The sequence below is a fragment of the Alcaligenes sp. SJTW-7 genome (assembly GCF_047716895.1).
GTDB classification, from domain to species: domain Bacteria; phylum Pseudomonadota; class Gammaproteobacteria; order Burkholderiales; family Burkholderiaceae_B; genus Alcaligenes; species Alcaligenes ammonioxydans.
In genome coordinates, this window is sequence record NZ_CP136682.1 from 1698190 (window position 1) to 1713084 (window position 14895).

Here is a 14895-nt window from a genome sequence, read left to right on the forward strand (position 1 = left end):
CAAATCGTAAGCAGACCAAACGGGAAAAACCGGTACGCGAGAGGAGGAAAGCGCGGGTTGAGAGGATAACGGTAAATAGCAGGCCCTGTAGCGATGGGGCAAGTTCGGGGCATTTCAGGTAGGTGCTCCTGAGCAGGCCCAGGCCGTTATCCATATAAAAAAAGGCTGAAAGTCCGGAAACTTTCAGCCTTGATGCTAGCGTGTCAGTCCGCTCTTAAAGACGTTGCACTGACAGCTCATACTCCATGTCTTGCTCATAGCTGCCCAAGGACATGGCTTTCACTTCGTATTCGCCCACTTCCAGTTGTACCTCCAGACGAGCGTTCATATCGCCACCGCTATCGTCATCTTCGGCTACGGTTTGGCCGTCTTTGCGCAGCACCAGGTAGGTGTCAAAGATTGGTGAGGTCATGTCGATTACGTAGCGGCCAGCCTGACGCACATTCAACTGGTAGCTGTCGCTGGTAATGCCCTGCAGCATGAGGGCCTGACGAGGCTCACCCACGAGCAAAACGCCACCACCCGCATTGGCAGGAACCTCATCGGCCGTGGCCGACAAGGTAAACAGCCCAGCCTGGGAGGAGCCCGAAATCTTGACCTGATGCTCGCCTGCGGCCAGTACCCCACGCACCCGTTGCTGACCGGCTTCATCGCCGTACTGGCTGGCGGTGCTGGAGTCTACTTCCAACGAAGCCTGGAAGCCTTGGGCATCCATTTGCACTGTAACCAGCTTGGGTTCGGACAGGGTGAAGCTGTAGGTCTGAGTCTCACCGGTAAACAGACCCGTTTTGCCTTCACCGTCCAGGCTCAGACTATCGCCGTTTTTCAGCTCAATCTCGCCCGTCATCTCTTCTGGTTTGATTTCCAGCGAGAAGCCGCCCTGGAAGTTCTGCGAGCCCATGGCCGAGCTGGCCTGAACAATGTAGTCGCCCGCTTTCAGGTACATCTGCAAACGTGCATCGGTACCACCAGCGCTGTCATCGTCCGACGCCAGCTCCATGCCGCGGCGATCCATCAGCTTCAGATAGGCATCCAGGCTGCTTTGCTCGGCTTTCATGGCCAGGCTGTACAAACCATCCTTGTCGATAGTCAAACGGTAACGCTTCTGACCGCCCAGAGCCCAATCGTGAATGGTCTGGTCGGCGCTCAGTGGCTCGCCGGTATAGGCTTTCAAGGTGTCTACCGTAACCTGGAAGGGACCATACGAGCTGGTATTGAAACCGCTCACAACGACTTGGTAGGTGTCGTTGAAGTCTGCCTTGAAGCCCAGCGTGGTGGTTTGGCCCTTGGTTTCGCTGTCGGGGCAGTCTTCACAACGCTGGCTGCGAGTCACCAGCTCGCCATTGCGCAGGACGCTGATCTGTGGACGCAGAGGGCCGCTGACGCTGATCTTGATAATCTGGCCGGCTTCAGCCTTTACATCAAACAGGCTGCTCCGTACGCCATCGCTCAGATTCAAGAAGCTCTTGCTGGTCAGTTCGCCCGAGACGGATTGGCCCAGGGTCAAGGCTTGGGCAGCTAGCGTCGTGCTGGCAGAGCTGACTGGTTTGTCGGTGGCGGGGGACGATACGTTTTTGGCGTAATAAATGGCGCCACCTGCGCCCACGAGTACACCCAGCAGGGCAGCAAATAAGGTAGTTGGCTTCATGATCTCTGAAGAGTAGCTAAAGAAAGGGGCGCCGGTACGCTGGCACGCGTTAGCGGGCGATTGTACTGGAGCTGAACGAGCAGGCGCATGCCATTGCAACAAAGTGCTACTGCAACGCGTAAAAGTTCGCCTGCCTGCTCGAGCTGCGGATCAGTCACGGGGTTCGCTCGCTGGTTCAGCGGCTTGCCCAAGCTTGCCATAGCATATCCGTATTTTGTTACGTTTTAAGGGCGCTACGGGCACTTACGGTTGCACGTAGGCTTGGGTAATGAAGGCCGGGGCCTCGCTAAAGGATCGTCCACCCGCGGGAGGAGGCGCTTGAGTCAAGGCCACCTGCACCCATTTGCCCGCACGTCGTTCCAGCAGACGGTAGCGTTGTTGGGGGCCAGGGGGGCGGTTGGCCAGATAAAGCGTACGCCCCAGTCGGTAAAGCACCGGCTGGGAGGCCGAGTGTTTGTCTACTTCCACCACCTGTCCTTCATCGAGCAAGACAATTGCGCCCCCGGGTTGTTGCTGGAGGGCGACCACGACCTGTTCTTGCTCGCCCAGACTCAGCGCGGGACGACCCACATAGGTCAAACCCAGATTTTCAGGCTTGCCCCAGTTGTGCTCGCCCGCCGACTGGACCAGGCGCTGCAAACGCTGGCTTTGCCGATCGCGCAGGTACAGCTCAATTTTGCCTTGCGCATTCACAATCGTTGCCAGGCCTCCGCTGACCGGCGCCACTGGAATGGCCTGCCAGGCGTGCCATTGGGTGTCGTTGCGCTGGACGATCTGAAAAAGTTGGCCCTGCTGGTTGCTGGCAAATACATGTGCCCGTCCCTGAGAGTCCACGCTCAGGGCGGCAGGATAGGTGGCTTGGTCCAGAGGTGGAAGCGCTTTCCAACTGCCCCAGGCATGATCGGTTGGACGAACCGTGCTCCAGTAAAAGCGTCCGTCGGTAGCCATGGCCAAGGCCTGGCCTCCTTGTGGACTGACGATAGGGGTGTGCAAGACCCGAGGGCCAGGGAGTTTTTGCCAGGCCAGCCAATCATCGTCATCTTCAGATCGGCTCACCCATACCTGGCCTGTTGCGTCACGGGCTAACAGCCCGGCGCTGCCGTCTGCATAATGAAAGACACTCAAGGCGTCGGCGGTGCGCCCACCCAAGGTGAACCAGCGCTGTTGCTGGACATCCCACTGGTTGATGGCGTCGTTTTGTTCACCGGAGACGAAAAAATGCAGGCCTCCGGAGCGGTCAGCCAGGAGACTGGCAGGGTAGTCCGCCCGGCTGGTGTAGTAACTGCGTTGCACCCAGGCAGCCGCCGGCCCAGCCGGTTCCTGACACACTGCCGGGCCTTTGCAGGCATGTCGGTCATGCCAGGCATAGCGCCTGAAAATCTCGGTTTTGCTACGGATTTCGTTCAAGGTCAGGTTGGCGGCCTGCTCCTGAATGGGGTAATCCACATAACCAATTTGCGCGTAATTACCCGGCGCCGCCAGCATGGCTTCGCGAACCAGACGGGCGCTGGCAATATGGTCTGGGTGGCCATGGCCGGTACAACGCCAGCAAAGTTGGGTGTAAGGAACCGGATTGGTGTCATCCAGATAGCGGATGCTCGTGGGTTGATAAAGTCGTATCAGGGCAGCCAGCGTTTGAACCAATTGTTCGCGATTGAACGTTTGTTGGGGGCTGTCCAAGGTCTGGACGGTTTGTCCGGGTTCGGATTCTGCCCGGCTCAAGGGGGTCAGGCTTCCCCATCCCGGTCCTAACCAGGGGTCTTGCAGTCGTAAATGACTGAGCTGAATGCCGGGGCGGGACCGCAAAGTAAATTGCGCAATCGAGGCACTGCCGACCATCAGGCGGGTTTGCTGCCACTCATTGACTGCACCAGCCATATAGGCATAGGCCGCGCGTACCCCCTGTTCGCGGCTGTACATGTATTCCAGCCCGCCTTTGCGTTCGCTGGCGGTCAGGTATAGAACCTGCATACAGGCACCGGCCTGGATATTGCTGGACAGGTCCGGATTCATGAATAGCAGATCGTCGTCCATATGGCCGACCACCACCAGATCCCGGCTGCCGTGACAGGCATCGGCGGCCAGGACGGAAAGCGGCAGAACGAAGGCACACAGCCCGGCAAACAGGGAGCGTATCAATACAGAGCAGGCCAGACTGGCAAGAGACATGGGTGGTGGGAGCGCGGAGTAAACAAGGATCAGCATGATCCGTCCCGCGTTGTTGGCAGAGTGCGCGAACAACGTGCCTGCTTAGTATAAGCAGGCACGGTCAGACAGAAAATAAAGATACATAGCCCCAGGAGCTTGGGGCGGTAAAGTGTGGCGCTGGCGCTGCGATCAGTTCAGTCTGGGGCGAATCAGCATTGGGGCAAATTGATGCAGGTAGTTCAACATGGCCAGAATCCAGCACAGGCCGGCAAGGTGCAGCAAGGGCAGGCTCCAGCTACTGGGAATCAAGGCCAGCAGGCGCAACACGCAGGCGGCGATCAGGAAAGCATAGCTCAGTACAACTTTGGGCGTGGCGCGCAGGGGGCGGCCCAGATGGCCTAGGGCGGTGCGGGTCAGCATGCCGATGATCATGACGCTAAACCCTGCCAGGCCCACAATATGCACAGGCCAGGCGGCGCGTGCAATCCAGCCTGCCTCATAGGCGGCAGCACTGAGCAGGCCGAGCGCCAAGCCTGCATAGCCCAGATACAGAATCCAAAGCAGGGGGGTATGACGGCTGGCCCAAGGCTGCCAACGTATCCACTGGTAGCAGGCGATCAGCCCCAAGGCCGCCAGTGTCAGGGCCAGCGGCAGGCGCCATGGGGTCAGCGACAGGCCGATGGCAAGGGCGCTCAGCCCCATTTGCCAGTGTCCGCTGCGAGTTTGAGCCGGCAGGCTCAGGCCCGGTAAAGCGCGCATGGCAAAAAAAGGAATGATGCGGCGGGCGATCAGCAGGGTAATCAGCCCCATGGTCCAGAATCCACTGTAGAAGTAGGGCATGGGGTCATGCCCTTGCATCAGGCTGTACATGAACAGGCTATGGCTCAGGCCCAAAGCCAGCATGGCCACGGGAATACCGTAATTACGCTTGTTGCGCGCGATCAGGATCACACGGGCCAGCTCGGCAGCGGCAATGGCGAAAAATAGGGCGTCGAGTAGCAGGGCTGCCAGCAGGCCATTGGGAAGCAACAGGCTGAAGCGGGCCAGAATCCAGATCAAACACAAGGCGCCCAGGGAGGGGCCCCGCAGGGTAGTCTGTCCTGTCCAGGTGGCACTGGCCGTTAGCAGAAAGCCGACGGCGATGGTGCCGATAAAGGCCCAGAGCATTTCGTGGGCATGCCAGTACAAGGAAGGAATGGCGGTGTTGGATAGCCAGGCGGGTGTGTAGAGCCAGAGCGCAATGCTGGCAGCACCCCATAAGGTGGCTAAAAGGTAAAGGGGGCGAAATCCCAATTCCAGAAAAGCGCGCCATTGCGGACGGGTAGAGGCGGGGGAGGCAGTCAGAGGTATCATGGCAGATCAGTTGAAAGATGTATTTTAAATATATCTTAAAGGCCGAATAAAACCTAGTCTCTTGACGATAGGCGGCCTTATTCTTTGTCGCTCATATCAAGCGTGCTGTCTATCATTTTTCGCAGCAAATAGACGATCGCCACGCGTTCGGCGGGGTTCAGATTGCCCATGGTCAGTTCGCTAATCGTGTGGGCTCGTGGAATAACGCGATCGAGCAGTGCCAGGCCATCCTGGGTCAGTTCCACAATCACTTTGCGTCGATCATCTTTATCGGGTGCCAGTTCAATCAGGCCCCGCGATTTCAGTCGCTGAATAATGCCTCGTATGGTCGCCTGGTCTACCGCAGTGGCCTCGACCAATTCGGTTTGCGAGCTCGGCCCGTGGTCGCGCAGGGCGCACAAGGTCACGAACTGAATGGCCGTCAACTGACTGTCACCGACGTAATGTTGAAAGATGGCCGTGTGCCGTTGACCTGCCTTGCGCAGCAGGTGGCCGATCTGTTCAGTGACATCGTAGGACAAGGTTTGGGGCTCGGAGGCCGGGGAGCTAGGCTGCATAGTCTTTCTGTCTTTTTGTGGAGTGGGCAGGCCGGGGTATGACAACGGGGCCAGTATACCTGTCCCGAGATGGAGCAAGGCCTGATCCAGATCAGTTCTTTTGAGCTTGAAGCATACGTCTTTCTAGGGTGTGCATGGCAATAAATAAGTCTACACACTGTTAAATTCAAAAATTTCATAAACTGTAGGCTTAAGTTTTTGAGACGGTGCTTGTGGTTAATTTTTATTTATAAGTTCTTGATTTTTTATTGTTAAATGGTTTTTTGCTCCCATATTTCGCGCGGCTTTTTTTGCATGAAAGTAGGTATAAACCCTAGCAGCTTCCTATGTTTTCATGCTTAAACTTAGTGTGTACACTACGAAAAAACATGTGGTGAGCACTTTTTGTGAGTGCCGTGATTTGGAGCTAACGATGGAAAAGACAGTCAAGATTGCGATTGTAGGGGCCGGTCTTGGCGGAGCCGCTGCGGCGACTCTGTTGCAGCAGGCCGGCTTTGAGGTGGAAGTATTTGAACAGGCGCCGGAATTCTCGCGTTTGGGTGCCGGTATTCACGTGGGTCCCAACGTGATGAAGATTTTCCGTCGCATGGGTCTGGAAAAGGCGCTCGATGAGATGGGCTCGCACCCTGATTTCTGGTTCAGCCGTGATGGTGAGACAGGCGATTATCTGTCGCGTATCCCTTTGGGCGACTTTGCGCGGAAAGAATACGGGGCTTCCTACATCACCGTGCACCGCGGCGATATGCACGCCTTGCAGATCGACAGCATCAAACCGGGCACCGTCCATTTTGGCAAGCGCTTGCAAAATCTGGTGGACCGCGGCGATGACGTGTTGCTGGAGTTTGCCGATGGCACCAGCGTGACGGCCGACATTGTGATTGGTGCCGATGGCATTCACTCCAAGATTCGCGAAACCTTGCTGGGGGTGGAAGATCCGATTTACAGCGGCTGGGTGGCACACCGTGCCCTGATCCGTGGCGAGAATCTGGCCCGCTTTGCCGATGAGTTCGAGGACTGTGTGAAGTGGTGGACAGAGGATCGTCACATGATGGTGTACTACACCACCGGCAAGCGTGATGAATACTATTTTGTGACGGGCGTGCCACATCCTGCCTGGGATTTTCAGGGCGCGTACGTAGACAGCTCGCAAGAAGAGATGCTGGCCGCATTTGAGGGCTATCATTCCACGGTTCAGAATTTGATCAAATCAACCGAGAGCATTACCAAGTGGCCCTTGCGCAACCGCAATCCCTTGCCGTTGTGGAGCCGTGGCCGTCTGGTAATGCTGGGCGATGCCTGCCACCCCATGAAGCCGCATATGGCGCAAGGCGCGTGCATGGCGATTGAAGATGCCGCCATGTTGACCCGCTGCCTGCAAGAGACCGGTTTGTCGGACTTTCGCACGGCCTTCGAGTTGTATGAGCTCAACCGCAAAGAGCGTGCCACTCGCGTTCAGTCGGTCTCCAATGCCAATACGTTCCTGCGTACCCAGGAAGACCCGGCCTGGGTGTATGGCTACGACTTGTACGGTCAGGACCTCAAATCCAGCTAAACGGCATGCTGCGCCAAATACGGGAGCGATCCGGATTTGGCGCAGCCTGATCGGATCGGGTCCCGCTATTGTAAACCCGCTGCTCTCGCCCAAGCGAGTCAGAGGCCATGACAAGCGGGAATCACGGTTGATCCTTCATTCTTTATCTGTAAACAGTCTGCAGCCCAATGGGGGGAATGCGGACGTGTTCAGGGCCCTGCTGTGTTCTGTCAGGCGCTGTTCTTAGGCAGTTTTCTGGTTCACCAGGCATACCAATAATTATCTGGAGATATACAAGGTGCATTCATCCATCCCAAGTCCTACGGCGGTGCCTGCCGGCCGGGACGGTAACGAAGATCTCTACAAGAAGATCGTCTGGCGTCTGATCCCCTTTCTGTGTTTTTGTTATTTGGCGGCGTATCTGGACCGGATCAACGTCGGTTTTGCCAAGCTGCAGATGCTCGATCATCTGCAGTGGAGTGAAACTGCGTACGGCCTGGGAGCGGGCCTGTTTTTCCTGGGCTACATTCTGTTTGAGGTGCCCAGCAACCTCATTCTGGAGCGGGTGGGTGCCAAGTTGTGGATTGCCCGCATCATGATCACCTGGGGCATCTTGTCGGGCCTGACCATGTTTGTCACCACGCCTACGCAGTTCTATATTCTGCGCTTTGTGCTGGGGGCGGCGGAGGCCGGTTTCCTGCCAGGTGTACTGTACTACCTGACCTTGTGGTTTCCCACCTATCGGCGGGGCAAGATCATTGCCTTGTTCATGATCGGTTTGCCCTTGTCCAGTGTGATTGGCGGTCCTTTGTCCGGTTGGATCATTGGTCATTTTGATCACATGAACGGCTGGCGCGGCTGGCAGTGGCTGTTTTTGCTGGAAGCCATTCCCAGTGTGCTGCTTGGCATTCTGACGTTCTGGGCCTTGCCTAACAATTATCAGTCCGCCCAGTGGCTCAATAACGAAGAGAAATCCCGCCTCGCTGCGGACCTGGCGGCCGATGACGCAGAGGGCAAAGGCGTCAAGCACAGCTTCAAGGACGGCTTTTTCAACCTGAAAGTGTGGATGCTGGGTGGAATCGATTTTTCCATTTTGTTGGGGACGTACTCCATCAGTTTCTGGATGCCGTCTTTTATTCGTGCTGCCGGTGTGCAGGACCCCTTCCAGATTGGCCTGATGACTGCGATTCCGTCTTTGGCCGGCGTGGTCGGCATGCTGATGATCGGTGCCAGCTCAGACCGTCGCCGTGAACGTCGTTGGCACTTGATTGTGCCGCTGACCATTGGCGCGATAGCGCTGGTTGTCAGTACCTTTGTTGCGCATCACGCCTGGTTGACCGTATTGGCCTTTACGGTTGCTTCGGCGGTGATTATGGGTGCGGTCCCTGTGTTCTTCAGCCTGCCGGCTACCTTTCTGAAAGGCACGGCCGCTGCAACGGGTTTTGCCTTGGCCTGCTCTCTGGCCAATATTGCGGGTCTGGTCAGTAATTCCCTGATTGGCTGGGTGACGGATCTGACCGGTTCCGGTAGCGCCGCCTTGTGGCTGTTTGCCGGCAGCTTGATGGTAAGTTGTTTGCTGGCCTTTGCCTTGCCGGCCAAACAGGTGAATCGTTAAGTCTTAGTTGGGACTGATAGTCTGAAACACAAGAAACATACCCGGCTGCTGGCCGGGTATGTTTTTTTTTGAGGCAGCGGGTAAGCGCCACAGGGTTGCACACGTGTGATGGGCTTGTGGCCCGGCCACGGGCTGTGTTCAGGCGGTCACCTTGCTGCCTTGTTGCAGCCAGGCCTGCAGATCGACCGTTTCGTACAGTACCTGCGCGCTCAGGACACGCAGACCGTGCGGGCCGCTATCGAGGATGCGATGTTCGCCTTTGGCTTGTTGCAACTCCAGCTCGGTGTCTGGCAGCGTCATCAAGTGTCGGGCTACGGCCAACAGTTGTTCGGGAGGGCAGCAGGGGCTGGATTCAAAGTGACCGATTTCCCTGCCGTTTTGACGAATGATCAGGCGTAGTGGGTTCATGATGTTGTTGCCGTATCAGAGACGGGCCAGTAAAAGTTATTGGGCGTGGCGCGTGCGCCAAAAATAGCTTGTCCGACGCGCACAATGGTTGAGCCTTCGGAGATGGCAACTTCGTAGTCGCCTGACATGCCCATGGAGAGCTCGTGCATGTTTTCGGCATGCGGGATGTCGTTGCGTAACTGATCGCGCAAATTGCGCAGCAGCGCAAAGCAGGGGCGCACCCGTTCAGGATCGGCGTCCATCAGGGCCAGGGTCATCAGACCTTTGACCTTCAGGGCAGAAAACTGTGGTAATTCGCGCACAAATGCGTGAACGTCTTGCGGCGGCAAACCGAATTTGCTGTCCTCGTTGGAGGTGTTCACCTGTACAAAGACATCCAGACTGCGGCCTTCGATTTGCAGGCGACGATCCAGCGCCTCGGCGGTCTTGAGCTTGTCCAGTGCGTGAAATTCGCGCGCAAAGCGTGCAACCGACTTGGCTTTATTGCTTTGCAGGTGTCCAATAACAGCCCATTCCAGATCCGGCAGTTCCTCGCGCAGGGCCTCGTACTTGCCTTCGGCCTCTTGCACCTTGTTCTCGCCCAGCAGGCGGCAGCCGGCTTGATACGCCAGACGAATGCGGTCAATCCCGAAGGTTTTGCTGACAGTGAGCAAGCGGACATCGCCGGGAGCACGTCCGTACCGCACGCAGGCAGCATCAATTCGTTGTTGTACCAGGGCAATGCGTTCCCGAAATGCCTCTACACTGGTGGAGGTGGGATAATGCTCGGTGTGAAGTAGATCAGGGGCGGATTCGGACATGGCGCACCAGTAAGGAAGAAAAAAAAGATAAACTCGACCCTGCGGGTCGCGCATAAACTATTATGTCATAGGTCAAAATGAATATCCAGGGAAGCAATGCGAAGGAACTTTTCGATGATATCCGTCAGCAGGTGGCGCTGGGGCGGATAGCGCCGGGTCAGATCCTGCCGCCGGTGCGCGAGTTGGCTCAGACACTGGGACTGAACCGGAACACGGTTGCCCTGGCCTACAAGCGCCTGGTGTCTGCGGGCGTGGCCGATGCGCAAGGTCGTCGTGGTACGCGCATTCGCGAGGCGATCCGGGAGCTGGCGCGGGAAGGGCACGGAGCCAGTTCTGCCTTGCAGGATCTGGCCAGCGGAAACCCGGCGCTGGAATACCTACCGGCTCCGACTCAGTTGGTGGCCGGGGTGCGAGGTCAGACTCAGGCCCTGTATGGCGCCGATCCCCTGGTGCCGGAGCTGCGCGCAGTGTGTCAGCAGGTATTTCATAAAGATACGCCCCCGGAAACCGACTACCACGTCAGCTACGGCGCGGTGGATGCCATAGAGCGTTTGCTACAGGCTTTCCTGCTGGCGGGCGACAAGGTTGGCATTGAGGACCCAGGCTATTTGAACAGCATCAATTCCGTTCATACGCTCGGCTACAAACCAGTCGGTATTGAGGTCGACAGTGAGGGCATGGTGCCAGCCTCACTGGAGGCAGCATTGGCCGACGGCCTGCGAGCCTTGATCTTGACGCCGCGGGCTCACAATCCCACTGGGTGTTCGCTTAGTCGTACCCGGGCCAAGCAGATTGAGCAGATCCTGAAGCAGTATCCTGAGCTGTTGCTGATGATTGATGACCATTTCTGGATGCTGGCCAGCAGTCCTTACCGGAATGTGATTCCCGCCGAGCACTTGCGTTGGGCCTTGATCCGTTCTGTCTCCAAGGGACTGGGGCCTGATTTGCGGGTGGCCCTGGTGGCGTCTGACCTGCAAACCAGCGAACGCTTGTCACAACGCCTGGCGTCGGGGGCGCAATGGGTGAGTCACCTCTTGCAGCAAATGGTGGTACACGGCTTGACGGACGCCCAGATCAAGGCTCAGACCCGCGCCGCCCAGGCTGCCTACGTACAGGCCCGGGCCGACCTGATGCAGGCCTTGAAAAAGCAGGGCATTCCGTTCTGGGATAGCGAAGAAGGGTTCAACCTATGGATACCCCTGGACCGGGAAGCCGAGCCTGTGCTGGCCGGGCTGGCCGCGCGTGGCTGGTTGGTTCGCTCGGGCCAGGTTTTCGGGGTGAGCCATCCAGCCCAAGGCTTGCGCGTCAGCTTTGCGAGTTTGAATGCGAAAGATGCGCAACGTTTTGCCGCTGATCTGGCACAGGTTCTGAAAGAGCGGTACTAGTCACTATCTTGCCGCTTCCGGCGAAGTGGCAAGATGGTGAACTCGTTGCAGTGCGCCCATGGCTGGTTTTACTAAGGGGCGCTTTTTTTACGTCCCTCAGAGCGTGGGGCAGGCGGACGATTGCTGATCCATTGGACCGCCAGCACGCTGCCCATCACCAACACCATGCCCAGCAGGCTGGTGCCAGTCATGGCCTGACCCAGAATCAGCCACCCCAGTATCACGGCGGTCAAGGGGCTGAGCAGCCCCAGGGACGACACCGCCACCGATGGCAGGACTGCAATCCCTCGGAACCACAAGGTGTAGGCCAGTAGCGCGCCGACCAGACACAGGTAGAGATAGCCGCTGATCTGCATCATGCTCAGGGAACCATCCAAAGGTGGGTCCAGCCATAAGGCCAGGGGAGCGAGCATCAATCCGCCCAACATCAGTTGCCAGGCCGTGAACGCCAATATTGGCATGCTGCTTCGCCAGCGATGCGACAGATAGGTGCCCAGTGCCATACACAAAGCCCCGACAATCGCCGCAAGCATGCCCCACGCGTCCCACTGACTGTGCGGCGAGAGCAGCAAAATACCCATGCCCACGATGCCAAGCACACAAGCGACTAAAGCCAGGCTGATCGGACGCTTGCCTTCCAGCGCCCAGGCTAGCGCAATGACCACCAAGGGTTGAGCGGCGCCCACAACGGCAGCCAGCCCGCCCGGCAGGCGATAGGCAGCCACAAACAAAAGCGCCTGAAAAGCGCCGATATTCAAGGCGGCCAAAATCAGGGTCCGCCCCCATTCCCCTTGGGCGGGCATGCGCCGACTCCATAACAGCAGGATCACACCGGCTGGAAAACAGCGTAGGAATGCGGCGATAAAAGGGCGATCCGCCGGCAGGATTTCGGTAGTCACAATATAGGTGGAGCCCCAAATGGCCGGGCCCAGTGCGGTCAGTGCCGTCACCAGCCAGAGAGAAAATCGGGTCATGGTTAATTGTCTTGATATCGAGATAAATGCCAGTGTAGGGACGTTTTATCTTAATATCAAGATAAATGTTTTTACCGAGAAATCATGAGCACTAGCGAAGAACAGGATGCCGTCGACCTGATTATCAAGCAATGGCGTGAGCAACGGCCCGACCTGCAGAATCTGGATGCAATGGCTCTGCTTGGACGCATGACCCGCTGCTTTCAACTGGTTCAAAAGCAAATGGGCGAAAACTTTCGTCGTCATGGTTTGCAACTGGGTGAGTTTGACGTGCTGGCCAGTTTGCGCCGTTCCGGCCCGCCCTACACCTTGGCGCCCACGGCTTTGTTTTCCTCACTGATGGTCAGCTCGGGCACGATGACACACCGTTTGCACGGTCTGGAAAAGCAGGGCCTGATCGAGCGTATCGCCGACCCTGAGGATGCCCGTCGCAGCCTGGTACGGTTGAGTCCGGCTGGGCTGGCCTGTGTGGACGCGGTGGTAGTGGACCATCTGGCCAACGAGGAAAATCTGCTGCAAGGTCTGGATGCGACGCAGCGACAACGCCTGGACGGTTTGCTGCGTGACTGGATGCGTTTGTTGGAGTCGCGCCCGGTTTAAAGGAATGCTAAAGTAGCTGGATATATACACAGCCTGCTTATGATTTCGCCCGAGCTTCCTCCGTTTTATTACCTGCATAATTTCCACCAGGTATTGCAGTGGGTCCAGCATGTCAGTGCCGACTTGCTGGAGCCCGAACATGTCCAGTGCGACCATGCTTTTGCGCAAGCGTCTCAGTCTGCGCAAGCACTGTTGGTGCGATTGTTGATGCGCAAAGGCCCGGTGTTTCGTATCGACAAGCTTCGTTATGCCGAAATCGAAGATCTGGAGGCCGCTGTGCAGGAACTGGCCGCCTGCAAACTCATAGAAACCGATCCTGTGCTGGATCTGGATACCCTGTTTGCCGTGCATACCATGCCTGAATTGCGTCGTATGTTTCATGATCTGCCCGCCGCCGGCCGCAAGTCGGATTATCAGCAATGGATAGCTCGGACCCAGGGTGAGCAGGAGCGGCCTTTTTTGCAATGGTGCGCGCGGCCAGAACTGCGGGCTCCCTTGCTGCGTTTGTCAGCGGCCGTGGTGCATTGGGCGCAGCGGCTGCAACTGTTGTTCTTTGGCAATCATTACCAGGATTGGTCCGAGTTCGTATTAAGTGATCTGGGCCTGTATCGTTACGAGGCTGTGGCGCTGGATCAAGGCAGTCGAGCGTTCCGGCACCAGGAGGACGTGCGTCTGTATGAAACCCTGTCTGAACTGCGTGATGCACCGGACGAGGCCGATCTTGAGCACTGGACAGAGCGCTTTGCCGCGGTGCAAAGGATTCAGACGGACAGTGACTGGTTGCGGCGACGCAAGGCAAAAACCGTGTTTCAGCTGGGCCAGCAAGCCGAGCGACAACACTGGTGGTCACTGGCCGGGCAGGCCTACGCGCAGACCCGCTGGCCGGGCGCGCGTTATCGTCAATTACGGGTGTTGGAGCGGCAGGAAAAGCAAGAGGATGCCTGGCCCTTGTTTTGCCAGGCCTGGGAGCAACCCGAAAGTGAGGGTGAGGCACAGAAATTACGACGTATGCTGCCGCGCCTGCGTCGTAAGTTGGCGCTAGAGGCACCTCCCAATGTCCCATCCGGCAAACCGGCGAGCCGTACACAACGCAGCGACCTGGTGCTGCCTGATGATGGCACTCGGGTCGAAGTGCAGGTTCTGTCCCATTGGAACAGCCCTCTGGCACCGGTCTTTTATGTAGAAAACACTTTGTTTCCGGCCTTACTGGGTTTGCTCGGCTGGGATGCCATTTACGCCCCTTTGCCTGGGGCTTTCTTTCATCCCTATCAGGCCTGTCCGGCCGATTGGGGGAGCCCGGATTTCGTGTCCCGCAGGCAGAACTTGTTTGATCAGTCTTTAAGCGTGCTGAACGGTACAGACTATAAAACCGTGATCTGGCAACGCTGGCAGGAAAAGCGCGGCATACAGTGTCCCTTGCTGATTTGGCCCGCCTTGGATGAATCCTTGATTGGGCAGGCTTTGCACTGCATTCCCGCCCAGCATTTGCAGCTCGTGTTCACGCGTATCTTGCAGGATTGGCGGGATAACCGTGCCGGCCTGCCGGATTTGGTGCGTTTCATGCCCGCCCAGCAAAGCTACGAGCTGATAGAAGTAAAAGGGCCCGGAGATCGTTTGCAAGATAACCAACGGCGCTGGTTAAGCTATTTCGAGCAGCACGCCATCCCCGCGCGTGTCTGCTATGTGACCCGGCCTGAGGCGTCATGAAAGCCTGGACGGTAGGCGTACGAGCCTTATGCGAATTTACCGCCCGCAGCGGGGATCTGGACTTGCGCTTTACGCCTGCGGCGACGGCACAGGAAGGCATTCTAGGCCATCAGCAGTTAACGCTGCGTCGCCCCGAGCACTATGAAGCCGAAGTACCGCTGTCATATGA

Annotated in this window: 12 protein-coding genes; 5 read left to right on the forward strand and 7 right to left on the reverse strand. The window is 57.4% G+C overall.

Features of this window, described 5'->3' with window-relative positions; translation table 11 throughout:
* Positions 1 to 214: 214 nt before the first annotated feature.
* From RSQ48_RS07635 to RSQ48_RS07650, 4 genes are all read right to left on the reverse strand, one after another.
* Positions 215 to 1648: a hypothetical protein gene (locus RSQ48_RS07635; protein WP_059317709.1), complete on the reverse strand. Its 1434-nt coding sequence runs from the start codon at positions 1646 to 1648 to the stop codon at positions 215 to 217.
* A 243-nt stretch (positions 1649 to 1891) separates the two neighbouring features.
* Complete coding sequence (locus tag RSQ48_RS07640; protein ID WP_415302303.1) at positions 1892 to 3853, reverse strand: PIG-L family deacetylase; 1962 nt, start codon at positions 3851 to 3853, stop codon at positions 1892 to 1894.
* Between the two features lie 132 nt (positions 3854 to 3985).
* Entirely contained in the window at positions 3986 to 5149 is a 1164-nt protein-coding gene (locus RSQ48_RS07645; protein ID WP_301607329.1) for an NnrS family protein, read from the reverse strand.
* Positions 5150 to 5226: 77 nt separating this feature from the next.
* On the reverse strand, positions 5227 to 5706 hold the full coding sequence (locus tag RSQ48_RS07650) for a MarR family winged helix-turn-helix transcriptional regulator (RefSeq protein ID WP_003801195.1): 480 nt from the start codon (positions 5704 to 5706) through the stop codon (positions 5227 to 5229).
* A gap of 412 nt (positions 5707 to 6118) precedes the next feature.
* Here RSQ48_RS07650 and RSQ48_RS07655 point away from each other — a divergent pair, with 412 nt between their 5' ends.
* Both RSQ48_RS07655 and RSQ48_RS07660 read left to right on the forward strand, forming a co-directional pair.
* Positions 6119 to 7258, forward strand: a complete 1140-nt coding sequence (locus RSQ48_RS07655; RefSeq protein ID WP_003801194.1) for an FAD-dependent monooxygenase — start codon at positions 6119 to 6121, stop codon at positions 7256 to 7258.
* Between the two features lie 277 nt (positions 7259 to 7535).
* Positions 7536 to 8852 (forward strand): MFS transporter, encoded by a 1317-nt coding sequence (locus RSQ48_RS07660; RefSeq protein ID WP_003801191.1) that lies wholly within the window; start codon positions 7536 to 7538, stop codon positions 8850 to 8852.
* Positions 8853 to 8990: 138 nt separating this feature from the next.
* Here the strand turns inward: RSQ48_RS07660 and RSQ48_RS07665 are convergent, their stop codons facing one another.
* Both RSQ48_RS07665 and RSQ48_RS07670 read right to left on the reverse strand, forming a co-directional pair.
* On the reverse strand, positions 8991 to 9260 hold the full coding sequence (locus tag RSQ48_RS07665) for a hypothetical protein (protein ID WP_003801188.1): 270 nt from the start codon (positions 9258 to 9260) through the stop codon (positions 8991 to 8993).
* Positions 9257 to 10060, reverse strand: coding sequence for a YggS family pyridoxal phosphate-dependent enzyme (locus RSQ48_RS07670; RefSeq protein WP_003801186.1), 804 nt, complete (start codon positions 10058 to 10060; stop codon positions 9257 to 9259). The genes RSQ48_RS07665 and RSQ48_RS07670 overlap by 4 nt, the downstream gene beginning before the upstream one ends.
* Before the next feature lie 77 nt (positions 10061 to 10137).
* On the opposite strand from RSQ48_RS07670, the gene RSQ48_RS07675 reads away from it, so the two are divergent.
* Complete coding sequence (locus RSQ48_RS07675) at positions 10138 to 11445, forward strand: aminotransferase class I/II-fold pyridoxal phosphate-dependent enzyme (protein WP_003801184.1); 1308 nt, start codon at positions 10138 to 10140, stop codon at positions 11443 to 11445.
* 71 nt (positions 11446 to 11516) lie between these two features.
* On the opposite strand, the gene RSQ48_RS07680 is transcribed toward RSQ48_RS07675, so the two are convergent.
* Positions 11517 to 12419: a DMT family transporter gene (locus RSQ48_RS07680; RefSeq protein ID WP_415302304.1), complete on the reverse strand. Its 903-nt coding sequence runs from the start codon at positions 12417 to 12419 to the stop codon at positions 11517 to 11519.
* Positions 12420 to 12503: 84 nt separating this feature from the next.
* On the opposite strand from RSQ48_RS07680, the gene RSQ48_RS07685 reads away from it, so the two are divergent.
* Together RSQ48_RS07685 and RSQ48_RS07690 are read left to right on the forward strand one after the other, a co-directional pair.
* On the forward strand, positions 12504 to 13019 hold the full coding sequence (locus RSQ48_RS07685) for a MarR family winged helix-turn-helix transcriptional regulator (protein WP_003801180.1): 516 nt from the start codon (positions 12504 to 12506) through the stop codon (positions 13017 to 13019).
* Between the two features lie 39 nt (positions 13020 to 13058).
* Positions 13059 to 14726 (forward strand): VRR-NUC domain-containing protein, encoded by a 1668-nt coding sequence (locus RSQ48_RS07690; protein ID WP_415302305.1) that lies wholly within the window; start codon positions 13059 to 13061, stop codon positions 14724 to 14726.
* Positions 14727 to 14895: the final 169 nt, after the last annotated feature.